General features: G+C 69.0%; 17 protein-coding genes and 1 riboswitch. Of the genes, 3 read left to right on the forward strand and 14 right to left on the reverse strand.

What is annotated here, in order from left to right:
* Position 1: 1 nt before the first annotated feature.
* A complete protein-coding gene (locus tag ACFOPO_RS07020; protein WP_386702295.1) occupies positions 2 to 3163 on the forward strand; it encodes an efflux RND transporter permease subunit in 3162 nt (1053 codons plus the stop codon).
* A 16-nt stretch (positions 3164 to 3179) separates the two neighbouring features.
* Here ACFOPO_RS07020 and ACFOPO_RS07025 read toward each other — a convergent pair whose 3' ends face one another.
* From ACFOPO_RS07025 to thrA, 14 genes are all read right to left on the reverse strand, one after another.
* Positions 3180 to 3803, reverse strand: a complete 624-nt coding sequence (locus ACFOPO_RS07025; protein ID WP_386702297.1) for a hypothetical protein — start codon at positions 3801 to 3803, stop codon at positions 3180 to 3182.
* Between the two features lie 74 nt (positions 3804 to 3877).
* Positions 3878 to 4966, reverse strand: coding sequence for a 3-isopropylmalate dehydrogenase (leuB, locus tag ACFOPO_RS07030; RefSeq protein WP_386702299.1), 1089 nt, complete (start codon positions 4964 to 4966; stop codon positions 3878 to 3880).
* Positions 4956 to 5570 carry a 3-isopropylmalate dehydratase small subunit gene (gene leuD / locus ACFOPO_RS07035; RefSeq protein WP_386702301.1) on the reverse strand — a complete coding sequence of 205 codons (615 nt, stop codon included), beginning with the start codon at positions 5568 to 5570 and terminating at the stop codon, positions 4956 to 4958. Before leuD ends, leuB begins: the two co-directional genes overlap by 11 nt.
* Positions 5570 to 7033, reverse strand: a complete 1464-nt coding sequence (gene leuC, locus ACFOPO_RS07040; RefSeq protein WP_386702303.1) for a 3-isopropylmalate dehydratase large subunit — start codon at positions 7031 to 7033, stop codon at positions 5570 to 5572. The genes leuD and leuC overlap by 1 nt, the downstream gene beginning before the upstream one ends.
* A 34-nt stretch (positions 7034 to 7067) precedes the next feature.
* On the reverse strand, positions 7068 to 8639 hold the full coding sequence (locus ACFOPO_RS07045; protein WP_386702305.1) for a 2-isopropylmalate synthase: 1572 nt from the start codon (positions 8637 to 8639) through the stop codon (positions 7068 to 7070).
* Positions 8636 to 9751, reverse strand: coding sequence for a threonine dehydratase (locus ACFOPO_RS07050; RefSeq protein WP_386702307.1), 1116 nt, complete (start codon positions 9749 to 9751; stop codon positions 8636 to 8638). The genes ACFOPO_RS07045 and ACFOPO_RS07050 overlap by 4 nt, the downstream gene beginning before the upstream one ends.
* A gap of 4 nt (positions 9752 to 9755) precedes the next feature.
* Positions 9756 to 10700 (reverse strand): aminotransferase class IV, encoded by a 945-nt coding sequence (locus ACFOPO_RS07055; protein WP_386702309.1) that lies wholly within the window; start codon positions 10698 to 10700, stop codon positions 9756 to 9758.
* Positions 10697 to 10933 (reverse strand): ACT domain-containing protein, encoded by a 237-nt coding sequence (locus tag ACFOPO_RS07060; protein ID WP_200608666.1) that lies wholly within the window; start codon positions 10931 to 10933, stop codon positions 10697 to 10699. The genes ACFOPO_RS07055 and ACFOPO_RS07060 overlap by 4 nt, the downstream gene beginning before the upstream one ends.
* Positions 10917 to 12656 carry an acetolactate synthase 2 catalytic subunit gene (ilvG, locus tag ACFOPO_RS07065; protein WP_386702312.1) on the reverse strand — a complete coding sequence of 580 codons (1740 nt, stop codon included), beginning with the start codon at positions 12654 to 12656 and terminating at the stop codon, positions 10917 to 10919. The genes ACFOPO_RS07060 and ilvG overlap by 17 nt, the downstream gene beginning before the upstream one ends.
* Positions 12656 to 13732, reverse strand: a complete 1077-nt coding sequence (gene ilvC, locus ACFOPO_RS07070) for a ketol-acid reductoisomerase (protein WP_386702682.1) — start codon at positions 13730 to 13732, stop codon at positions 12656 to 12658. Before ilvC ends, ilvG begins: the two co-directional genes overlap by 1 nt.
* 3 nt (positions 13733 to 13735) lie before the next feature.
* Positions 13736 to 15481: a dihydroxy-acid dehydratase gene (locus tag ACFOPO_RS07075; RefSeq protein WP_386702314.1), complete on the reverse strand. Its 1746-nt coding sequence runs from the start codon at positions 15479 to 15481 to the stop codon at positions 13736 to 13738.
* 337 nt (positions 15482 to 15818) lie between these two features.
* Positions 15819 to 17105, reverse strand: a complete 1287-nt coding sequence (gene thrC, locus ACFOPO_RS07080; protein ID WP_386702316.1) for a threonine synthase — start codon at positions 17103 to 17105, stop codon at positions 15819 to 15821.
* Entirely contained in the window at positions 17102 to 18082 is a 981-nt protein-coding gene (locus ACFOPO_RS07085) for a homoserine kinase (RefSeq protein ID WP_386702318.1), read from the reverse strand. The genes thrC and ACFOPO_RS07085 overlap by 4 nt, the downstream gene beginning before the upstream one ends.
* On the reverse strand, positions 18079 to 20625 hold the full coding sequence (thrA, locus tag ACFOPO_RS07090; protein ID WP_386702320.1) for a bifunctional aspartate kinase/homoserine dehydrogenase I: 2547 nt from the start codon (positions 20623 to 20625) through the stop codon (positions 18079 to 18081). The genes ACFOPO_RS07085 and thrA overlap by 4 nt, the downstream gene beginning before the upstream one ends.
* Positions 20626 to 20962: 337 nt before the next feature.
* Between thrA and ACFOPO_RS07095 the strand changes: the two genes are divergently transcribed.
* A complete protein-coding gene (locus ACFOPO_RS07095; protein ID WP_386702322.1) occupies positions 20963 to 22087 on the forward strand; it encodes a M23 family metallopeptidase in 1125 nt (374 codons plus the stop codon).
* 113 nt (positions 22088 to 22200) lie between these two features.
* Positions 22201 to 22302: riboswitch (TPP riboswitch) on the forward strand.
* A gap of 51 nt (positions 22303 to 22353) precedes the next feature.
* On the forward strand, positions 22354 to 24231 hold the full coding sequence (gene thiC, locus ACFOPO_RS07100; RefSeq protein WP_386702324.1) for a phosphomethylpyrimidine synthase ThiC: 1878 nt from the start codon (positions 22354 to 22356) through the stop codon (positions 24229 to 24231).
* Positions 24232 to 24243 lie beyond the last annotated feature (12 nt).

Here is a 24243-nt window from a genome sequence, read left to right on the forward strand (position 1 = left end):
CATGCGCTTCAATCTTTCCGAGTGGGCGCTGCGCCATCGCAGCCTGATTGTCTACGCAATGCTGGTGATGGCCATCGCCGGCACGTTCTCGTACCTCAAGCTGGGCCGCAGCGAGGATCCGTCGTTCACCTTCAAGGTGATGGTGATCCGCACGCTGTGGCCGGGCGCGACCGCCGAAGAGGTCTCGCGCCAGGTCACCGAGCGCGTCGAGAAGAAGCTGATGGAGACCGGCCAGTACGAGTTCATCCGCTCGTACTCGCGCGCCGGCGAATCGCAGGTGATGTTCATCGCCAAGGATTCGCTGCGCTCCAAGGACATCGGCCCGCTGTGGTACCAGGTGCGCAAGAAGATCGGCGACATCCGCCCGACCTTGCCCAGCGACGTCGTCGGGCCGTTCTTCAACGACGAGTTCGGCGACACCTTCGGCAACATCTATGCGCTGACCGGCAAGGGCTTCGACTACGCCGTGCTCAAGGACTACGCCGAGCGCGTGCAGTTGGCGCTGCAGTCGCAACCCGACGTCGGCAAGATCGAACTGTTTGGTGTGCAGGACGAGAAGGTCTGGATCGAGCTGTCGAACGTCAAGCTGGCCACGCTCGGTATCCCGGCGTCGGCCGTGCAGCAGGCGCTCGACGAGCAGAATGCGATGGTGCCGGCCGGCTTCTTCGAGACCGGCAGCACGCGCGTGCCGTTGCGCGTGGGCGGCAAGTTCAAGTCGGTCGAGCAGATCCGCGAGTTCCCGATCCGCGTCGGCGACCGCACCTTCCGCCTCGGCGACGTCGCCGACGTGCGCCGCGGCTTCTCCGATCCGCCCGCACCGCGCATGCGCTTCATGGGCGAGGACGCCATCGGCATTGGCGTGGCGATGAAGGAGGGTGGCGACATCCTCAAGCTCGGCAAGACCCTGGAAGGCGAGTTCGCGGCCCTGCAGAAGACGTTGCCGGCGGGCATGGAGCTGCGCAAGGTGGCCGACCAGCCGGCCGCCGTGGAAGAGTCCGTCGGCGAGTTCATCAAGGTGCTGACCGAGGCCGTCGCCATCGTGCTGCTGGTGAGCTTCTTCTCGCTCGGCCTGCGCACCGGCCTGGTGGTGGCGCTGTCGATTCCGCTGGTGCTGGCGATGACCTTCGCGGTGATGTCGTTCTTCGGCGTCGGCCTGCACAAGATTTCGCTGGGCGCGCTGGTGCTGGCGCTGGGCCTGCTCGTCGACGACGCGATCATCGCGGTGGAGATGATGGCCATCAAGATGGAGCAGGGCTTCAGTCGCCTGAAGGCGGCCGCGTTCGCCTGGGAAAGCACGGCATTCCCGATGCTCACCGGCACGCTGATCACCGCGGCCGGCTTCCTGCCGATCGCGACGGCGCGTTCGAGCACGGGCGAGTACACGCGCTCGCTGTTCGAGGTGGTGACCATTGCGCTGGTGGTGTCGTGGATCGCCGCCGTCGCCTTCATTCCGTACCTTGGCGACAAGCTGCTGCCTGACTATGGCCATGCGGCACCGCCGCCGAAGCCGGGTTCGTTGCCGGCGCGCTGGCGCGCATTCCGCGAGCACCTGGCCGACCGTTTCCCGGCCTTCCACGATTACCTCGCGCCGAAGCCGCCGATCGACGGCCACGTTCATGATCCGTACGCGAGCAAGTTCTACACCCGCTTCCGTGGCTGGGTGACGTTCTGCGTGCGCCGCCGCTGGCTGGTGATCGGCGTTACCGTGGCCGCGTTCGTCGCGTCCGTGTTCGCCTTCCGTTTCGTGCCGCAGCAGTTCTTCCCGGACTCGACACGGCCGGAACTCATGGTCGACGTCGAGCTGGCCGAAGGCAGTTCGCTGCGCGCGACCGCCGAACAGTCCGAGCGCCTGGAGAAGATCCTCGCCGGCCGCAAGGACCTGGCCAGCTACGTGTCCTATGTCGGCACCGGTTCGCCGCGCTACTACCTGCCGCTGGACCAGCAGCTGCCGGCGGCCAACTTCGCCCAGTTCGTGCTGACGCCCAAGAGCCTGCAAGCGCGCGAGGACATCCGCCACTGGCTGATCGAGGACGTGTTCAAGCGCTTCCCCGAACTGCAGATGCGGGTGACGCGCCTGGAGAACGGGCCGCCGGTCGGTTATCCGGTGCAGTTCCGCGTGTCGGGCGAGCACATCGACCAGGTCCGGAAGATCGCCTATCAGGTGCAGGCGAAAATCCGCGCCAACCCGCACGTGGTCAACGTCAACTTCGACTGGGACGAACCCAACAAGGTCGTGCGCCTGGTGGTCGACCAGGAGCGTGCGCGCGCGCTGGGCGTGAGCTCGGCACGGCTGGCGCAGTTCCTGTCGAGCTCGCTGTCGGGCTCGCACGTCAGCACCTACCGCGAAGGCAACGAGCTGGTCGAGATGCTGCTGCGCGGCCCGGCCGAGGAACGCCTGCGACTGGAAATGCTCAGCAGCCTGATGGTGCCCACGCAGAGTGGCCAGAGCGTGCCGCTGACGCAGATCGCCACGCTCGAATACGGCTTCGAGGAAGGCATCATCTGGCACCGCGACCGCAGCCCGACGATGACCGTGCGCGCCGACATCTACGACGGCACGCAGCCGGCCACCGTCACCGCGCAGATCTCGCCGACGCTGGACGAACTGCGCGCGAAGCTGCCCTACGGCTATTCGATCGACGTCGGCGGCAGCGTCGAGGACTCGGCGCGCGGGCAGAACTCGATCGTCGCCGGCGTGCCGCTGTTCCTGTTCGCCGTGTTCACGCTGCTGATGATGCAGCTGCGCAGCTTCTCGCGCAGCTTCATGGTGCTGCTGACCGCACCGCTGGGGCTGATCGGCGTGACCTTGTTCCTGCTGGTGTTCCGCGTCCCGTTCGGCTTCGTGGCGATGCTCGGCACGATCGCGCTGGCGGGCATGATCATGCGCAACTCGGTGATCCTGGTGGACCAGATCGAGCACGACATCGACGCCGGTTCGGAACATTGGCAGGCAATTGTCGAGGCCACGGTGCGGCGCTTCCGGCCGATCGTGCTGACCGCGCTGGCGGCGATCCTGGCGATGATCCCGCTGTCGCGCAGCGCCTTCTTCGGGCCGATGGCGGTGGCGATCATGGGTGGCCTGACGGTGGCGACCTTCCTGACCCTGCTGTTCCTGCCGGCGCTGTACGCGGCGTGGTTCAGGGTGAAGGCGCCGGCGCAGTGACCTTGTAGTCCGACACCTACCAGCCCCACGGGGCTGGGGGTGGCGGCACCGGGCGGGTCAGGTCGAACTCGATGCGGAAACGACGACCCGGGCGCGTACGCTCGTAAGCGGCCATCCGGCCCGGCTCGATCTCCAGCGTCCAGACGTTGCTGACCGAGTCACTGCGCTCGTTGCGCTCGAACAGCGCCCTGGACTGGGCGTCGACCGGAAACACCTGGCGCGTGGCAGTGCCGCGATCGACTGTGTGGCCACCGTACATCGACAGCACGTCCTGGCCACCGTCGCGGTGGCGGCGGTCGTGGTCGAGGGTGAGGCCGGACTTCGTGCGCGTCAGCAGCAAGGTGCGCGAGTGGTCGTCACCAACGTGGAAGGGGATGGCGATGCGGTCACGTTCGCACTGGCGCACGTGCATGATCAGCGCCTTGCCGGTGAACGGCGCGCCCGGTGTCGGCGGATCGTCGACCACGATCCGGCCTTCGAATGCCTTGCCGCACAGCGCCTGCAGGTTGGCGAAGAACGCGTCGGCCGGCTCACCGCCGGATGCCACCGACGGCATGTCGTCCGCGGACGGCGCGGAGCGGCATGCCGACAGAATCAGCAGGGTGGCGATGGCGATGGCAAGGCGGAGGGTTCGCGTCATGCGCGCACCCTATCCGCGCGCCCGTGACGGCCGCTTCATCAACGCCGGGCGATGGCTTGCCGGCAACGGAACCTTCAGTCGCGCATCACCACTGGCTCACATTCGAGCTGCAGCTGTGCCAGCACGGCGGCCGTCGCGGCCTGCGTGCCGACGCCGCGACCGGCAGGAGCAAGGTCGGCGGTGAAGACACCGGCGTCCAGTGCGGCGGCGACGGCCTTCTCGATGCAGCGGGCCTCGCTTTCCAGGCCCAGCGAGTGGCGCAGCAGCAAGGCCGTGCTGAGGATCGTCGCGTACGGATTGGCGATGCCACGACCGGCGATGTCCGGTGCCGATCCGTGGATCGGTTCGTACAGGCCGACACGTCCTTCGCCCAGCGATGCCGACGGCAGCAACCCCAGCGAGCCGGCCAGCATTGATGCCTCGTCGGTGAGGATGTCGCCGAACATGTTCTCGGTGACGATCACGTCGTACTCGCGCGGCTTGGCCAGCAGGTGCATCGCCATCGAATCGACCAGCTGGTGCTCCAGAGTGATGTCGGGGAACTCGTCGCGTACGACGCGGGTGGTGACTTCCCGCCACAGGCGCGAGGTTTCCAGCACGTTGGCCTTGTCGACAGATGTGACGTGGCCGCGGCGCTCGCGCGCCAGCGCGCAGGCGCGACGGACCACACGCTCGATCTCGGCGACGGTGTACTCGCACAGGTCGCTGGCCGCGCCTTCGCTGCGCTGCTTGGTGCCGAAATAGATGCCGCCGGTGAGTTCGCGCACGACCATCAGGTCGACCCCGGTCAGCAGGTGCGGTTTGATCGGCGACGCACCGAGCGCGGCCGGGTGCGGTTTCACCGGACGCAGGTTGGCGTACAGGCCCATCGCCTTGCGGATGGCCAGCAGGCCCTGTTCGGGACGCACCGCGGCTTTCGGATCCGACCATTTCGGCCCGCCGACGGCGCCGAGCAGCACCGCGTCGGCGCGCTGCGCGGCCACCAGGGTTTCCGGCGGCAGCGGTGAACCGGTGGCGTCGATCGCGGCGCCGCCGATGAGGTGCTGCTGGAAGCGGAAGCTGTGGCCGTAGCGTTGCGCGACCGCCTGCAGCACCTCCACCGCTGCGGCGGTGACCTCCGGGCCAATGCCGTCGCCGGGAAGAACGACGATGTCAGCTTGCATGGACGAACTCCTGTCGAGATGAAGTGGAAGGGTGGCGTTGCGATTCGAAGCGGCTGATGTCAGCGTCCTGGCGGAGCAGGTAGCCGAGCTGGTCGACGCCTTCGAGCAGGCAGGTGCGGGCGAACGCGTCGAGCGCGAACTCGACGCGGCTGCCGCCGGGCAGGAACACGGCACGCTCGGCGACGTCGATGCGCAGCTCGATGCCCGGACGGTCGAGCAGCTCGTCAACCACGGCTTCGTCGAGCACGATCGGCAGCAGGCCGTTCTTCAGCGCATTGCTGCGGAAGATGTCGGCGATCTCGGCGCTGATGACCGCGCGCAGGCCGAGGTCGGCCAGCGCCCACGGCGCATGCTCGCGCGAGGAGCCGCAACCGAAGTTGCGCCCGGCCACCAGGATCCCGGCGCCGGCATTCTCGGCGCGGTTGAAGGCGAAGTCGGGGTTCAACGAACCATCGGGCAGGCGACGCCAGTCATTGAAGGCGAACTGCCCCAGCCCTTGCCGCTGCGTGGTGGTCAGGAACCGCGCCGGGATGATCTGGTCGGTGTCGATGTTGCGTTCACGCAGCACGACCGTGCGCGAGGTGAGTTCGGTGAAAGGGCGCATCAGGCCACCTCCAGGGTTGCGGCGCGTTGCGCCGGCGCGGTCGTGAGGTAGGGCCTTGGATCGGTGATCTCGCCGGCGACCGCGCACGCGGCCGCCGTCAGCGGCGACGCCAGCACGGTGCGTGCGCCCTTGCCCTGCCGTCCTTCGAAGTTGCGATTGCTGGTGGACACCGCGAGCTGCCCGGGCCCGACGAGGTCACCGTTCATCGCGATGCACATCGAGCAACCCGGTTCGCGCCATTCGGCACCGGCGGCGCGCACGACCTGGTCGATGCCTTCGGCCTCGGCCTCGCGCTTGACCTGCTCCGAGCCCGGCACCACCAGCATGCGCACGCGCGGATGCACGCGGCGCCCGCGCAGCACGCTGGCGGCTTCCCGCAGGTCGGACAGGCGCGAGTTGGTGCAGCTGCCGACGAAGACGACATCCACCGGGCGACCGGCGAGCGCGGCGCCCGGCTGCCAGCCCATGTAGTCGCGCGCCTTGGCCTCGTCGCCGCCACCGTCGGCAGGGTCGTGCGCGGCGGGCACGTGTCCCGAGATCGCCGCGACCTGGCCCGGGTGCGTTCCCCAGGTCACCGTCGGCTGGATGTCGGCGGCATCGATGCGGACCTCGCGGTCGAAGCGCGCGCCGTCATCGCTATGCAGTTGCCGCCACTGCGCGACTGCGTTGTCGAAGTCGCTGCCCTGCGGCGCGCGCGGTCGTCCGCGCAGGTAGGCGAAGGTCACCTCGTCCGGCGCAATCAGTCCGGCGCGCGCGCCGGCTTCGATCGACATGTTGCACACCGTCATGCGCTGCTCCATCGACAAGGCGCGGACGGTGGAACCGCGGTACTCGATGACATGGCCGGTGCCGCCGTTGACGCCGATCACGCCGATCACGTGCAGGATCAGGTCCTTGGCGCTGACGCCGGGCGCCAGCTCGCCATCGATGGTGATCGCCAGCGTCTTCGCCTTGCGTTGCAGCAGGCACTGCGTGGCCAGCACGTGGCCGACCTCGCTGGTGCCGATGCCGAACGCCAACGCGCCGAATGCACCGTGCGTGGCGGTGTGGCTGTCGCCGCAGACGATGGTCTGTCCGGGCTGGGTGAGGCCCAGCTCCGGTCCCATGACGTGGACGATGCCGCGCTGCGGGCTGTCGTAGTCGAACAGTTCGACGCCGAAGCGCGTGCAGTTCTCGCGCAGCTGGTCAACCTGGGCGCGTGCCTCGGCATTGACGTACGGGTGTTCGCCATCGGCGCCCACAGGCAGCGTTGGCGTTGAGTGGTCGAGCGTGCCCTTGGTCAGCTCCGGGCGGCGCACCGGCAGGTTGCGCGCGTCGAGCTCGGCGAAGGCCTGCGGCGAGGTCACTTCGTGGATCAGGTGCAGGTCGATGTAGAGCGTGGCCGGCGCGGTCTCGCTTTCGGGCGTGACGACGTGGGCGTCCCAGAGTTTGTCGAACAACGTTCGTGGTGCTTGGCTGGTCATTGGCTGGCTTTGTGTTGTGCTTGAAATGAGGGCTTCAGGCGATCGCCGCCGTCCTGCGTTCGGGTTCGGCCACGCCCGCCGCGCGCGTGCGCAGCACGCGGTTGGCGATGTCCAGCCAGGCCAGCGCGCTGGCTTCGAGGATGTCGGTGCTGGTGCCGGAGCCGGTGACTTCGACGCCGTCGACGCGGGCGATCAGGCTCGCCTGGCCCTGGGCGTCGTCGCCGGTGGTCACGCTGGAGACCTGGTAGCTGTCGATCTCCAGCGCCAGCCCGGTGGCGCGGGCCAGTGCCGCGAACAACGCATGCACCGGGCCGTCGCCGACCGCGGCTTCGCTGACCGTGGCGCCGTCGGCATCGACCAGCTGCACGCTGGCCGTGGGCAGGCTGTCCTGGTTCACGCCGGTGCTGACATGCAGGCGGGCGAGGCGATGCCCGCGCGCGGCGCGCTTGTCGGCGCCGAGCACCAGTGCTTCGAGGTCGGCATCGAACACTTCGCGCTTCTTCTCCGCCAGCGCCTTGAAGCCGGCGAACACGGAGTTGAGCTGTGCTTCGTCGAGTGCGAAGCCCAGCGTCTGCAGGCGATCGCTCAGTGCGGCGCGGCCGCTGTGCCGGCCCATCACCATCTGCGACTGCGCCCAGCCGACATCTTCCGGCCGCATGATCTCGTAGGTGCCGCGGTGCTTGAGCATGCCGTGCTGGTGGATGCCCGACTCGTGCGCGAACGCGTTCTGGCCGACCACCGCCTTGTTGCGCTGCACGGCCATGCCGGTGATGCGCGACAGCAGGCGCGAGGTCGGTACCAGCCGGCGGCTGTCGATGCGGGTGTGCGCGCCGTAGTACTCGCCGCGCACGCGCAGGGCCATCACCAGTTCCTCAAGCGCGCAGTTGCCGGCGCGCTCGCCGATGCCGTTGATGGTGCATTCGACCTGGCGCGCACCGCCCTCGATCGCTGCGAGCGAGTTGGCGACGGCCAGGCCGAGGTCGTTGTGGCAGTGCGCGGAGAACACCGCCTGGTCGGCGCCGGCCACATTCGCCCGCAGGTACTCGAACAGCGAGCGGATCTCGCTCGGCGTGGTGTAGCCGACGGTGTCGGGGATGTTCAGGGTGCGTGCGCCGGCGGCGACGGCTGCGCTGCAGATCTGCGCCAGGAATTCCGGCTCGGTGCGCAGCGCGTCCTCGGCGGAGAACTCGACATCGTCGGCGTGCTGGCGTGCGAGGCGCACGCCCATCACCGCACGCTCCAGCACTTCTTCGCGGCTCAGGCCGAGCTTGTGCTCGCGGTGCAGCGGGCTGGTCGAGATGAAGACGTGGATGCGCGGACTGGTCGCACCTTCGAGCGCCCTCGCGCAGGCTTCGATGTCGCCGGCGTGGCAGCGGGCCAGCGTGGCCACGGTGGCACCGCGCACCTCGCGGGCGATCGCGCGCACGGCGCCCATGTCGGTCTCCGAGCTGGCCGGGAATCCGGCCTCGATCACGTCGACACCGAGTTCCGACAACGCATGGGCGAAGCGCAGCTTCTGCGCCGGCGTCATGCTGCAGCCGGGCGACTGCTCGCCGTCGCGCAGGCTGGTGTCGAAAATCCGTACTCGGGAGGCGGGGTCGTTCATGCGGTGAGCTCCTCGTTGCGGGTGCGCACGGCGGCGGCGCGAATGGGTGGGTTGGAAGGTCGGGAAGGGCGGAGCGTGGTGATGGCCGGCTCCAGTGGCGCCTGCGCCGGTTGCTCGCGATGGCGGCGGCGAGGACGCCGCGGTGCGCGCGGCCGTATCTCGGAAAGCAGCTGTGCGAGCACGCCGGCATCGAGGTTGCCGCCGGAGACCACGGCGCATTTGCGCTTGCCGGCGACGCGGCGGCCCGCGGCGAGGGCCAGCGCACCGGCGCCCTCGGCGATGACGTGTTCTTCCAGCGCCAGGCGCACGAGCGTTTCGCGCAGTTCCGCCTCGCGCACGACGATCACGTCATCGAGCAGCTGCGACAGCAGCTGGCGGGTCAGGTGGCCCGGCTCCTTGACGCGCACGCCATCGGCCAGCGTCGCCGCCGGCTCGCGCAGGGTGCAGTCACCGCGCAGGGCGCGGATCATCGAATCGACGCCTTCGACCTGGGCGCCGATGATGCGCACGCCCTGGGATTTCAGCGCCAGCGCGACACCGGAGGCGAGGCCGCCGCCGCCGATCGGCACCAGCACCACGTCCGGGCCCAGCGCTGCCAGTTCCAGCCCGACCGTGCCCTGGCCGGCGATCACGTCGGGATCGTCGAAGGCCGACAGCACGCGGTAGTCGTTCTGAAGGGCCAGTTCGGCGGCGAACGCCTTGGCCTCGTCGTAGCTGTCGCCATGCAGCCGCACCGTCGCGCCCCAATGGGCGACGCCGGCGATCTTGGTCTGAGGCGCGCAGCGCGGCATCACGGTGATGGCGTTGACGCCCAGGCGGTACGCCGCCCAGGCCAGGCCCTGTGCGTGGTTGCCGGCGGATGCGGCGATGACCGTGCGGTGGTCGCCGCGTTCGCGAGCGGCCAGCAGTGCATTGAGCGCGCCCCGGACCTTGTAGGAGCCGGTGCGCTGCAGGTTCTCGAGCTTCAGCCAGCAGCCGAAGCGCTCGGCGTAGTGCAGCGGGGTAGGCGGCAGGTAGCGGCGCAGGCGGGCCTGCGCCGCCAGTACGTCGCCGACGTCGACGCAACTGTCGGGGGGCGTGACTACGTGGGGGGAACTTACGTCGCCGTCCATCGCATCAGACCGCCGTCAGCCAGCCGGCATGCGCCGGCTCTTCACTGCGGACGACGCGCGAGTACAGCGCCGACAGCTCGCGCGTGACCGGGTTGTCGCCGAACTCGCGACGGTCGAGCACGCTGATCGGCGCGGTCTCGGCGGCCGTGCCACAGACGAAGACCTCGTCGGCGTCGAGCAACTCGTGGTGGGTAACGGTGCGCGACTCGGCGCCGCTCAACTGGATCAGCGTGTCGCGGGTGATGCCGGGCAGGGCGTCACGATGCTCGACGGCGGTGACCTGGCCGTTGCGCACCATGAAGACGTTGGCGCCGGTGCACTCGACCACGTTGCCGTCGTCGTCGACGAACAGCGCCTCGTCGAAGCCGCGCGACTTGGCGTCGCGCTTGGCCAGGATCGAGTTGACGTAGCCGCCGCACAGCTTCAGCGGCGGCAGCGCACTGGCCGGATTGCGGCGCCACGGCGACACGGTCAGGCGGGTGCGGTCGCCGGCCAGGTGCACACGCTGGGCCATGGTCGCGACCATGAAGTGCTGGGTCAGCTGCGAGACGTCGAGGCCGATGCTGCCGGTGCCGAACCATGCCAGCGGACGGATGTAGGCGTCGCGGTGATCGTTGGCGCGCAGCGTTTCCAGCGTCGCGTCGAAGGCGCGCTCGACATCGAAATCCAGGCCCAGCAGCTCGGCGCCCTTGCGCATGCGCTGCAGGTGCTCGGGCAGGCGGAACACAGCGGCGCCGTGACGCGTGGCATAGCTGCGGATGCCCTCGAACACGCCGGTGCCGTAGTGCATCGCGTGGGTGGTCAGCGGTGCCTGCAGCGAATCGGCGCTGGCAAGTTCGCCATCAAACCAGAGCATGGGCGTTTCGCGCCGGCGCGCGTCATCCAACATCGACAGCGGCATCGCGGTGCCGCGCTGGCGCACAGTCTGTTGACTCTCGGTGACGGTCATTGACACGGCGACACCTCCACCGACAGACAGTCGTAGAGCTTGGCGAGCTGGGTCTGCAGGCTGGTGTCGGCGCGGTCGCCTTCGACGGTCAGACGCAGGTACCAGCGGTCGCCGTCGGGTTGCGCTTCGCCGTCGACGGCGAGCGGACGAAAGCCGCGGCGCTCGGCGGCGCCCAGTACACGCGCCAGCGCACCTTCGGCCTGGCGCAGGGTGAGATCAAGCTGGTATCGCATGGCGGGGATCCTCGGCGGTGGGGGTGGCAATGGCGGCTCGCGCGTCCGCTTCGGGATCGAGCATCTGCGCGTTGTTGTGGTTGGGCGGCACCAGCGGCCACACGTTCGCGGCCTGGTCGATGGCGACGTGCAGCAGCGCCGGGCCGGGCGCGGCCAGCAGCTGTTGCAGTGCCGCCTCGACGCCATCGGCGCGGTCGACATGGAGTGCCTGCACGCCGAAGGCGGCGGCAACGGCGACGAAATCGGGGTTGTCGGACAGGTCGATCTCGGAATAGCGGCGATCGAAGAACAGCTCCTGCCACTGCCGGACCATGCCCAGGGCCTGGTTGTCGAGCAGCACGATCTTCACCGGCAGTCCGTAGCGACGCAGCGTGGCCAGCTCCTGCACGTTCATCAGGAACGAGCCGTCGCCGCTCACGCACACGACCTGCGCCGACGGATCCTGCATCTGCGCGCCGATCGCGGCCGGCAGGCCGAAGCCCATTGCGCCGAGCGCACCGCTGGTCAGGTGCTGGCGCGGTTCCTTCATGCGCCAGTGCTGGGCCACCCACATCTGGTGCTGGCCGACGTCGCAGGCGACGACGGCATTGGGCGCCAGTTCCGACAGGCGCTTGAGCAGCGATGGCGCGTACACGCTTTCGCCCGGTGCGTCGTAGCGTGCGGCGTGTTCGAGTGCGCGTTGCTGGCAGGTGGCACGCCAGGCGCGACGGGCGACGCCGTTGCGACCGTGCAGGTGCGCCGCGCACGGCAGCGTCAGCGCCGTCAGGGTGGTGCGGATGTCGCCGCGCACGCCGACATCGGCGTGGCGCAGCTTGCCGATCTCGCAGGCGTCCAGGTCCATGTGGACGACGCGCGCGTTCGGTGCGAACTCGGCCAGCTTGCCGGTGGCGCGGTCGTCGAAGCGCGCGCCGACGACGATCAGCAGGTCGGCTTCCTGCACGGCCAGGTTGGCGGCGCGGCTGCCGTGCATGCCGAGCATGCCCAGGTTGAGCGCGTGCCCGGACGGCAACGCGCCCAGGCCCTTCAGCGTCAGCACGGTCGGGATCTGGGTGGCATCGACGAACGTGCGGAACGCCGCCACGCTATCGCCCAGCGCGATGCCGCCGCCGCCGTAGACCAATGGCCGCTGCGCCTGCGAGATCAGTGCCAGCGCCGCATGCAGCGAGGCGTCGATCGGCGCGGGCACATCGTCGATGTCGGCCGGCACGTGCGCCGGCAGGTGCGAGGCATCGCCGAACTGCACGTCCTTGGGCAGGTCGATCAGCACCGGCCCCGGACGGCCGGAGCGGGCGATGCGGAAGGCTTCCGCCACCATCCGCGGCAGGTCCTCGACCTTTCGCGGCAGGAAGCTGTGCTTGACGATCGGCATGGTCATGCCGAACACGTCCAGTTCCTGGAAGGCATCCGTGCCCATCAGCGCCGTCGGCACCTGGCCGGTGATGACCACCATCGGCACCGAGTCGAGCATCGCATCGGCGATGCCCGTGACCAGGTTCGATGCGCCCGGCCCGGAGGTGGCGACGCATACACCGACGCGCCCGCTTGCTCGTGCGTAGCCATTGGCCGCGAATGCCGCGCCCTGTTCGTGGCGGACCAGCACATGGCGCAGGTCCGATCCGTGCAGGGCATCGTAGAAGGGCATGATCGCGCCGCCCGGGTAGCCGAAGAGCGTGTCGACGCCTTCGGTCACCAGGGCCTGCACCAGCCAGCGGGCACCGTTCATCACGCGGCCTCGGTCTGCGCCGGGCGCGCCGCGGTGGCCGCTGCCGGTTGCGGTGACGACGCCAGCCACTTCATGTTGGCGCGCAGCTTCTTGCCGACCGCTTCGATCGGGTGGTCGAGGTCGGCCTGCTTGAGCGCCTTGTAGTTGGCGTTGCCGGCGGCGTACTCGGCGATCCACTGGCGCGCGAACGTGCCGTCCTGGATCTCGGTCAGCACCTTCTTCATCTGCGCGCGGGTGTTGTCGTCGACGACGTAGGTGCCGCGGGTCAGCGCGCCGTACTGCGCGGTCTCGCTGATGAACTCGTGCATGCGGGTGATGCCGCCCTCGTAGAACAGGTCGACGATCAGCTTCAGCTCGTGCAGGCACTCGTAGTAGGCGACTTCGGGCTGGTAACCGGCTTCGACCAGCGTTTCCCAGCCGGCCTGCACCAGCTTCGTCGCGCCACCGCAGAGCACGGCCTGCTCGCCGAAGAGGTCGGTCTCGGTCTCTTCCTTGAAGGTGGTCTGGATGGCGTTCTGGCGCGCACCACCGATGCCGGCGCAGTAGGTCAGCGCGAGCTGTTCGGCATTGCCACTGCGATCCTGGTGGACGGCGTAGACGGACGGCACGCCGCGGCCGATCTCGTACTCGCGACGCACCAGCGCGCCCGGGCCTTTCGGCGCGACCAGCACCACGTCGAGATCCTCGCGCGGCGTGATCTGGCCGTAGTGGACGTTGAAGCCGTGCGCGAACAGCAGGCAGGCGCCCGGCGCGATGTTCGGCTCGATCACTTCGCCGTAGAGCTGCGGCTGCACCATGTCCGGGGTGAGCACGGCGACGAGCTGCGCGTTCTTGACCGCTTCGGCCGGCGTGGTGACGGTGAAGCCGTCGGCCTTGGCCTTGATCTCGGTCGGGCCGCCCGGTCGCAGGCCGATGGTGACGTCGAAGCCGGAGTCGCGCAGGTTCAGTGCATGGGCGCGGCCCTGGCTGCCGTAACCGACGATGGCGACGCGGGGTTTGGAGCTGGTGGTCATTGCAAAGTCCTTGTGATGTTCGAAGCGGAAGGAGGAACAGGGACGAACGACTTCAAGCGGGATGTGTCAGGCGAGCGCGGGCTCGCGTTCGGTGGTGCTGCTGGTGCCCGCGTCGACCAGCTGGCTGGCGATGCGGCGGTCGTCGAGCGGGCCCGGCGCGGTCACCGCGCCGCGCGAGGCCGAACTGACCACGCGCGCGTACTTGGCCAGCACGCCGGTGGTGACGCGCGGAGCGATGCGCGCAGCGGTGCGCGCAGTGAGGTCGGCATCGACGTCGATGCGGCGCGTGCCGACATCGATGCGCACGCGGTCGCCGTCGCGCAGCTTGGCGATCGGCCCGCCGTGCGCGGCTTCGGGCGAGATGTGGCCGACCATGAAGCCGTGCGTGGCGCCACTGAAGCGGCCATCGGTGATCAGCGCGACATCGTTGCCCAGACCCTGGCCGACCAGTGCCGCGGTGACCGCGAGCATCTCTCGCATGCCCGGGCCGCCGGCCGGGCCTTCGAAGCGGATCACCACGACGTCGCCGGCCTTGACCTGGCGCGACTGCACCGCCGCGAACGCCGCTTCCTCGGAATCGAACACGCGCGCGGTGCCTTCGAAATGTTCGCGGCCGTGGCCGGCGAGCTTGACGATGCAGCCTTCCGGGGCGAGGTCGCCGTAGAGGATCGAGTAACCGCCGCGCGGCTTGATCGGGTCGTTGATCGGGCGGACGACATCCTGGTGCGCCGGTGCCGGGACGTCATCGAGTTCGCTGAAGAACGACCGGCCGGTGACGGTGGCGATGTCCTCGATCAGGCCGGCGGCACGCAGTTCGCGCGCGACCAGCGCGGTGCCGCCCTGTTCGAACATCTCCGCGGCGGTGTAGCGGCCACCGGGCTTGAGGTCGGCGATCACCGGCGTCATCCGCGCGGCGGCTTCGAACTCTTCCAGGTCGAAGGCGACGCCGGCTTCGTGCGCGATCGCCAGCAGATGCAGGGCGGCATTGGTGGAGCCGGCAGTGGCCGAGACCGCGCGGGCCGCGTTGCGCAACGCAGCTGGGGAGAGGATGTCGCGCGGCCCCGGCCCGCCGTTGCGCAACCGGTCCATCACCAGCGCGCCGCAAGCCCGGGCGGCGGCCGGCTTGTCGGCGTGGATTGCCGGGATGTCGTTCAACTGCAGCGGCGACAGGCCGAGGAAGGTCAGCACCATCGCCATCGTGTTGGCGGTGAACTGGCCGCCGCAGGCACCGGCGCCGGGGCAGGCATGGGATTCGATGCGATGCAGCTCGGCGTCGTCGATGCGGCCGGCGGAGTGCGCGCCGACGGCTTCGAAGACGTCCTGCACGGTGAGGGGGCGGTCCGTCTCTCCCTGCTTCGACGGACATCGGCCGGGCATGATCGTGCCGCCGTAGAGGATCACGGTCGGGATATCCAGCCGCGCCGCCGCCATCGCCGCGGCCGGGATGGTCTTGTCGCAACCGACCAGCAGCACCATCGCGTCGAGACAGTGGCCACTGACGGCCAGCTCGATCGAATCGGCGATGGTCTCGCGCGAGGCCAGCGAACAGCGCATGCCATCGGAGCCCATCGCGATGCCGTCGGTCACGGCGATGGTGTTGAATTCGATCGGGGTACCGCCGTTGTCGAGCACGCCCTGGCGCACGTCCTGCGCGAGGTCGCGCAGGGTGAAGTTGCACGGCGACACGTCCGACCAGGTGTGGACGACGGCGACCAGCGGTTTGGCGATCGCGGCGTCGTCCAGGCCGGTGGCGCGCAGCATCGCGCGTGCCGGTGCATGTGCGGGGCCCTGCTTGATGGCGTTGCTTCTCACGAACTGGAGTCCTTGGTGGATTCCAGGTCCGCAAAAACAAAAACCCCGCGCCGTTTCGGGCGCGGGGTCTTTGTGTTTCAGACCTGGGTGGTGTGGTGTTGCTTACACGAACCCGTACCCCGCGCTGGCATGCCCGGTAATAAGTACGAGTACAAGAATGAGTGCCGCCGATGCGGTCAGGGTCAACGCAAGTCGCAGCGACTCGACCGTGCCTTGCGGACGGGCCTGAGTGGTCTGCGGGTGGTTGTTGCGCTGCGTCATGGAACCGAGGTAAACATGCCCGGCGCGGGCATGTCAACAGTTTCGTTTGAAACAGCGCGAGGTTGCGACGAGCGGCTCATCGCTTCAGCAATCTCGCGCGCAGTGCGACGTAATCGACAGCCAGGGACTGAGCAAAGGCCGGCCACGAAAGGGTTTCCGCCAATGCCGCCGGCGGTTCGACGGCATGGCCGACGAGCGGCTCGACGATGGTCTCGAACTTGGCCGGGTGGGCCGTGGCCACCACCGCCCAGGGGCGACGATCGCCTTGCGAACGCAGCTGCTCGAGCACATGCAGGCCGGTGGCAGTGTGCGGGCAGGGCACGATGCCGTGGCGCCGTGGCGCCTCGCCGATGGTCGCGGTGATGGTGGCGTCGTCTACCGCGAATGCCTTTACGGCACTGCGCAACTGCGCGTCATCGTCGTGCCAGTAACGCAGCCGTTCGAAGTTGCTTGGCGCACCGACGTCCATCGCATTGGCCAGCGTCGCGCGCGTCGCTTGCGGCGCGTAGTCGCCGCCGGCGAAGTAGCGCGGCAGCACGTCGTTGGCATTGCTGGCCAGCACCAGATCGCCGACCGGCAGCCCCATCCGCCGTGCGAGGAAGGCCGCGCAGGCGTTGCCGAGGTTGCCGGTGGGGACGATTAAGTTCAACGGCTGGCCGTTGCGCGCGAAGAACTCCAGCGCAGCGTGCGCGTAGTACGCAACCTGCGGCAGCAGGCGTCCGAGGCTGATGCTGTTGGCCGAACTGAGCGACATCGATTGACGCAGCGCTTCGTCCGACAGCGCCTGCTTGGCCAGGCGCTGGCAGTCGTCGAAGCTGCCGGCGACGCGGTAGGTGCGCACGTTGGCGCCCCAGCACTCCAGGCCGTGCGCCTGGCGTGGTGAGACTCGGCCTTCGGGGTAGAGGATCACCACCTCAAAGCCAGGACGGCGGTGGAATGCGGCCGCGACGGCCGCGCCTGTGTCTCCCGAGGTCGCAACGAGAATCGTGGTGGGAGGCGCGCCGTGCGGACGCAGCCGCGACAGGGACTCGGCGAGGAAGCGCGCGGCGTAGTCCTTGAACGCGGCCGTCGGGCCATGGAACAGCTCGAGCAGGTGGTCGCCTTCGCCCGACATCGCGCGCAGCGGAGCAGGGAAGGAGTAGGCGTGCTCGCAGATCGCTGCCAGCGATTCGCGCAATGACGAAGCCGCAAAGTACGGCGCCAACACCGCGTGCGCTGTATCGGCGAGCGTGGCCCCTGGTTGCATGGTAAGCGCCGGGATACGCTCGGGCACATAGAGGCCACCGTCGGGGGCGAGTCCGGCGACGAGGGCCTGGTCGATCGACGTGGAAGGCGTGTTGCCACGCGTGCTGGTGAAGTTCATGCGCTCAGCACATCCGCTCGCGGTCCCGCCACCGGCGTGACATACGCGCGCGAGCCGTATCCCGCCTGCGCGAACGCGGCCTGCATCGACGGCGCCGCCGCTTCGGCCTCGGCCTTCGACGCGAACCACGCGAACGTGCTCGGCCCGGCGCCGGAAATGCTTGCGCCCAGCGCACCATGGTCCAGCGCTGCCGCCTTGGCTTCGACAAAGCCCGGAATCAGCGGCGCGCGCCGCGGTTCCACCAGCAGGTCGTGCAGGCCTTCGCGCAGCAGCGACGCATCACCACGCTGCAGTCCGGTCAGGAACAGCGCGAGGTGCGAACTCTGTTCGACCACCAGCGACAGCGGGTACGGATCAGCGAGCACCGCGCGGGCACGACGCGTCTCGAGCACCTGGTCGGGATGCACCACCACCGCATGCAACCACTCCGGCACCGCCAGCGGAATCATCCGCGTCGCCGTGGCCATGACCACGCCACCGAGCAGCATCGGCGCGACGTTGTCGCCGTGGCGACTGCCGCTGGACACCGATTCGCCGTCGAGGGCGAAGCCGTACAGCGCTTCGCGCGGCAATGGCGCGTCGAGCAGGGCATTGGCGGCGACCAGCGCGGCCACGCACGAGGCGGCCGAGCCGCCGAGACCGGAGCCGAGCGGAATGCCCTTCTCCAGTTCCACTTCGAAACCATGGCCAAGGCCGAGCGCGGCGCGCAGCGACATCAGCGCCTGGCCGGCCGTGTTGCGTGCCGCCTCCAGCGGCAGTGTGTCGGCGCCGGCGACATCGCCGCGGATGGAAACGATCCGCACCTCTGGTTGTGCGATGCGACGCACCACCGCGACATCGCGCACGCCGGCGATGGAATGCCCGAGCAGGTCGAAGCCGACGCCGATGTTGCCGACGCTGCCGGGCGCGAACGCGCGGCATTGCAGGCGACGGCCGTGCGAGGCCGCGTCCGAAGGTGCCTCCACGTCGGCACTCATGCGTGCGCCTCGACCGGCACGCCGGCATGCAGCAGCGGGATCCCGGACGGCGAGCCCAGCGACTGCGCGATAGCCAGCACGTCGCCGAACACGCCGGCAGCGGTGACATCGGGGCCCGCGCCCGGGCCCTGCACGACCAGCGGGTTGTCGGCATAGCGACGCGTGCTGAACTGCACCAGGTTGTCGGTCAGGCGGGTATGGCAGCAGGCGTGCTCGCGCGGCAGGGCGACCACGCCGACGCTGGCCCGGCCGTCGCGGTCGAGGCGGGCGAGGTGGCGCAGGGCGCGCTGTTGCGCGTCGGCGTCGCGGTAGCGCGCCAGCATCGGTGCATCCATCTCGTCGAGGCGCGCCAGGAACTCGTCCCGGCTGACCGCGCGCAGTGCCTGTGGCACCAGGTTCTCCACTTCCACATCCTCCAGCGACAGCACGCGACCGGCTTCGCGCGCCAGGATCACCAGTTTGCGCGCGACGTCGAGGCCGGACAGGTCGTCGCGCGGATCGGGTTCGGTATAGCCCAGCGCCTGTGCCTCGCGGACCAGCTGCGAGAACGGGACGCTGCCGTCGAAACGGTTGAACAGCCACGCCAGTGTGCCCGAGAGCATGCCGTCGATGCCGAACAGTTCGTCACCGGTGTCGAGCAGGTTGCGCAATGTCAGCATCACCGGCAGGCCGGCGCCGACCGTGGCCTCGTAGCGGAAGCGCCCGCCGCCGCTGCGGCTGGCGTCCTGGATGGCGCTGTAGCGGGCCCAGTCGCCGCTGCCGGCATGCTTGTTCGGCGTGACGACGTGGATGCCGGCGGCGAGCCAGCGCGGGTACAGCGCGGCAACGGCCGGGCTGGCGCTGCAGTCGACGATCAGTGCATGCGGCAAGTGCTCGCCGCGGACGTGGCTGGCGAACCGCTCAAGGTCGACCGGCTCGGCCGAGCCACCGTCCAGGCGCGCGACCGCGTCCGCCGGCTCGATGCCGCGCTCGTCCAGGTGCATCGTGCGGCTGTTGGCGAGCGCGCGCAGGCGCAAGTCGAGGCCGGAGCGCTTGCGCAGCTGCGGCAGTGCCGCCGACAGCTGCAACAACAACGCGCGCCCGACCTGGCCCGGGCCGATCACGCCGACCGACAGGCTCTGCGGCGACAGCCAGAAGGCGGCGTGCGCGGCGCGCAGCGCACGCGTGGCGTCCTTGTCGCCGATGGCGACGGAGATGTTCCGCTCGCCCGCGCCCTGTGCGATCGCGCGGGCATTCACGCGTGCCTGTGCCAGACCGCCGAGCAGGCGTGCTGCCACGCCGGGCGTGCCGACCATGCCGTCGCCGACGGCGGCCAGCACGGCGATGCCATCGGTCAGCGTCACGCCCTGCGCCTGGCTGTCGGCGATGGCATCGGCGAAGGCGGCGGCGACCGCATCGCGCGCACGTTGTGCCTGGTCGGCGCGGACCACGCAGCAGATCGAGTGCTCGGAGGAACCTTGCGAAATCATCGTCACCGACACACCGGCACCGCGCAGCGCGCCGAACAGGCGCTCTGCCGCGCCGGGGACGCCGACCATGCCGTTGCCGACGAGCTCGACGATCGCCATGTCGCGCACCAGGCTCAGGCCTTTCACCGGCGCGCCATCGGGGTCGCTCTTCGGGCTGATCAGCGTGCCGGGCAGGTGTGGCCTGCGTGTGTTGCGGATCCACAGCGGAATGCCGCGCTGCTGCACCGGCGCCAGTGTCTGCGGGTGCAGCACCTTGGCGCCGAAATAGGCCAGCTCGCAGGCTTCGGCGTACGACATCGACGGCAGGCAGACCGCTTCGGGCACCAGGCGCGGGTCGGCCGAGAGCACGCCGTCGACATCGGTCCAGATGGTCAGCGCATCGGCATCGAAGAGGTTGGCGAAGATCGCCGCGGAATAGTCGCTGCCATTGCGACCCAGCGTGGTCGCGCGCCCTTGCGCGTCGCGCGCGACGAAGCCGGTGACGACGACATGGCCGGTGCCATGGCGGGCGCGCCATTCGGACAGGCGCGCGCGGCTGGCGGGCCAGTCCACCGCCATGCCCATCTCGCCTGGATGCACGACCAGCACGTCACGCGCATCCAGCCGCAGCCAGCCCTGTTTCGCAGCGGCGAGCGCGGCATGCATCAACCGCGATGACCAGACTTCGCCCCATCCGGGCAGTGCCGCTGCCAGTGCGTCGGCGTCACTGCCTTCGCCGGCGATGGCCGCGAGTTCGCCGCGTACCGAATCGAATTCTCCGTCCAGCGCCGACTGCAACGCCTGGTTGCCGTCGCCGTCGAGCGCATCGGCCGCGGCACGGTGCCGTTGTCGCAATGCTTCCCACGCGGGTGCCCAGTCCTGGCCTGCGCGCGCAGCAGCGACCAGGGCGATCAGCGCATCGGTGACGCCCTGCATCGCGGACACGACCACGACACGCGTATTGGCCTGGTCATCGAGCAGGCCGGCGGCAACGCGGTACAGCCCGGCGTCGGCAAGGCTGCTGCCGCCGAACTTGTGGACGTGGCATTGCACGCGTTTATTGCGGTCGGGCGGTGCGGCATCGGCGGAAGGCATGGCTCGGGCTCCTTGTGGGCCCCGCTTCCGGTCCGGGTGCACACCTGCGCACCCGGGTCGGGTGCGGAGGCGTGGTCTGAATCAGCTGGACACGCCCGTCCGCACCCCGAAAGGAGTGGTACCGGTACCAGTGGTAATCGCAATGTTGCGATGCGTCATGGGGCGAGAAGATCACGCAGTTCCGGGGGCTGTCAACAGTTGCATCTGTAACGGGAGAACGCCCTTTTGCGTCTCCCTGGGCCATCCGTGCGCGGCATGTCGCGTTCCAGCCGCATGGGCCGATGTATGGGGATGAGCATGCTATGCCCGGCATGCTCATCATCCACGGGAGCATGCAATGAAAAGGATCTTCTCGAAGGGACTCGTCGTGTGCGGCATGTTGGGCTTCCTCGCCGGCGCACCCGGCGTGGCGCGGGCGGGTGAACTCGGCAGCGAGGACCTCGTCTACTCGTATGACGAGATGTTCGATTTCGACATCGACGCCTTTCTGGCCAAGCGCGCGCCGCACCTGCGCCGGCACGCCGAATCGATCTCGCACTGGGCCGGCTACAGCGGCGTGAGTCCGAAGGTGCTGATCGCGCTGATGGAACTGCAAAGTGGCGTGGTGTCCGGCCAGCGCTCCACCCCCGACGCGATGCGGCGGCCGTTCGGCGCCCTCGCCGACGGCGACGACTTCAACGCGCAGACCCGCGACATGGCACTGGCATTGCGCGAGGCCATGTACGAACGCGATTTCTCCGGCACCACCGGCCCGGTGCCGCTGTCGCGCACGAACCCGCTGCAGTCACTGTTCGCCCTGGCTGGAGCAGGCCGGGCCGACGCTGTCCTGCGAGGCGACGCGGAGTTCCAGCAGGTCTACGCTCGACTGTTCAACGAACGTCGACAGGCCAGGGTGCCTTCACCGCGCTTCCAGGCCAGCGAGAACCGCGGGGCAGGCCAGGTCCTCCTGCAGTTTCCATTCCCTCGGGGAGAGCGATGGCACGTCGGCGGCGCGCATACCAACACCGGCTCGGGCAGCTTCCCGATGTCATCGCTGGACATGTCGCTGGGCGGCGGCTGGGGCAGCGACCAGGGCAACGTGTGGGTGGCGGCGTCGGCGGGCGGCCAGTTCAAGCGCCATTCGTCGTGCTTCGCCGAAGTGGTGCACGACGGCGGCTGGTCGACGACCTATTACCACCTGGCGAACATCCGCTACGGCACCGGTGCAACCGTCGCCGCCAACACCGCCATCGCCAATCCCGCCAACAACCGGCAGCAGGCGCTGTGCGACGGCGGCCAGTCGACAGGGCCGCACCAGCACTGGTCGCTGAAATCCAACGGCAGCTTCCATCACCTCAACGGCGTGACCCTGTCCGGATTCCAGATCACGGCCATCGGCGACAGTTACGACACCGACTGCGGTCGCTTCAATTTGTCGAAGGGCGGTTACAGGTACTGCTCGGGGACATTCCGCAATCCCTGAACAGGCCGGGCCTGGGCATGACCCGGCCGGCGCCGGCCGGGCGTCGGCCGGGAGGCGATTACGGCGGGGGTGGGCGCTTTGCTGGCCGTCGCGGCCGGGTCATGGTCAAATGCGCACTGAAGCGGGGGTACCTGCGCCAGGTGGCGCCGGTTGAGACAGACCCTTCGAACCTGATGCGGTTGAGACCGCCGTAGGGAAGCTTCGCGACACCGCCACGGCCGCGGTGCGCGCCGCCGCTTCGTCCCGCCCCCATCCGGACGAACGCCATGAATGCAGTGCCCTCCGAACTTGTCCGCCAGGCTGAGCAGCTGTCGGCCGACGTCACCCGCCCGATCCCGGGCTCGCACAAGATCCATGTCGAAGGGTCGCGTCCGGACATCCGCGTGCCGATGCGCGAGATCGCGCTGGCACGCACGCCGACCATGTTCGGCGGCGAGGACAACGCGCCGCTGGCGGTGTACGACACCTCCGGCGCCTACACCGACAGCAACGCGGTGATCGACCTCGCCCAGGGCCTGGCACCGCTGCGCGCGCAGTGGATCGCCGAGCGCGGCGACACCGAAGCACTGACCGGCCTGTCGTCGGAGTTTGGTCGCAAGCGCGAGCACGATCCCAAGCTCGATGCGGTGCGCTTCGGCAACCGTCCGCTGCCGCGCCGCGCGATTGCCGGCGCCAACGTCACCCAGATGCATTACGCCCGCCGCGGAATCGTCACCCCGGAGATGGAGTTCATCGCGATCCGCGAGAACCAGCGCCTGGAATCGATCCGCGAGGCGCACCTGCTGCGCCAGCACGCCGGCGAAACCTTCGGCGCCAACATCCAGAAGATCATCACGCCCGAGTTCGTCCGTGACGAAGTCGCGCGCGGCCGCGCGATCATTCCCAACAACATCAACCACCCGGAAAGCGAGCCGATGATCATCGGCCGCAACTTCCTGACCAAGGTGAATGCCAATATCGGCAACTCGGCGGTGTCCTCGGGCATTGCCGAGGAAGTGGAAAAGCTGGTGTGGTCGATGCGCTGGGGTGCCGACACGGTCATGGACCTGTCGACCGGCAAGCACATCCACGAAACGCGCGAGTGGATCATCCGCAACTCGCCGGTGCCGATCGGCACCGTGCCGATCTACCAGGCGCTGGAAAAGGTTGACGGCCGCGCCGAGGAACTGACCTGGGAGATCTTCCGCGACACGCTGATCGAGCAGGCCGAGCAGGGCGTGGACTACTTCACCATCCACGCCGGCGTGCTGCTGCGCTACGTGCCGCTGACCGCCAAGCGCGTCACCGGCATCGTCTCGCGCGGCGGTTCGATCCTGGCCAAGTGGTGCCTGGCGCACCACAAGGAAAACTTCCTCTACACGCACTTCGAAGACATCTGCGAAATCATGAAGGCCTACGACGTGGCCTTCTCGCTCGGCGACGGCCTGCGCCCGGGCTCGATCGCCGATGCCAACGACGCCGCCCAGTTCGGCGAACTCGAAACGCTCGGCGAGCTGACCAAGATCGCGTGGAAGCACGACGTCCAGACCATGATCGAAGGCCCCGGCCACGTACCGATGCAGCTGATCAAGGAGAACATGGACAAGCAGCTGATCGAGTGCGGCGAAGCGCCGTTCTACACGCTCGGCCCGCTGACCACCGACATCGCGCCGGGCTACGACCACATCACCAGTGCGATCGGTGCGGCGATGATCGGCTGGTTCGGCACGGCGATGCTGTGCTACGTCACGCCGAAGGAACACCTGGGACTGCCCAACAAGCATGACGTGCGCGAAGGCCTGATGGCCTACAAGATCGCCGCGCACGCGGCCGACCTGGCCAAGGGACACCCGGGCGCGCAGGCGCGCGACAACGCGATGAGCAAGGCGCGCTTCGAGTTCCGCTGGGAGGACCAGTTCAACCTCGGCCTGGATCCGGAGCGTGCCCGCGAATACCACGACGAGACGCTGCCCAAGGACGCCCACAAGGTCGCCCACTTCTGCTCGATGTGCGGCCCGCACTTCTGCTCGATGAAGATCACCCAGGACGTGCGCGACTACGCCAAGGAACATGGCGTGGACGAACAGGCCGCGCTCGACGAAGGCATGGCCGAGAAGTCGGCCGAGTTCCTCGCCCAGGGCGCGCAGGTCTACCACAAGGCCTGATACGCTCGGCCG

This window comes from Lysobacter sp. GCM10012299 (assembly GCF_042649405.1).
Lineage (GTDB): Bacteria > Pseudomonadota > Gammaproteobacteria > Xanthomonadales > Xanthomonadaceae > Lysobacter_J.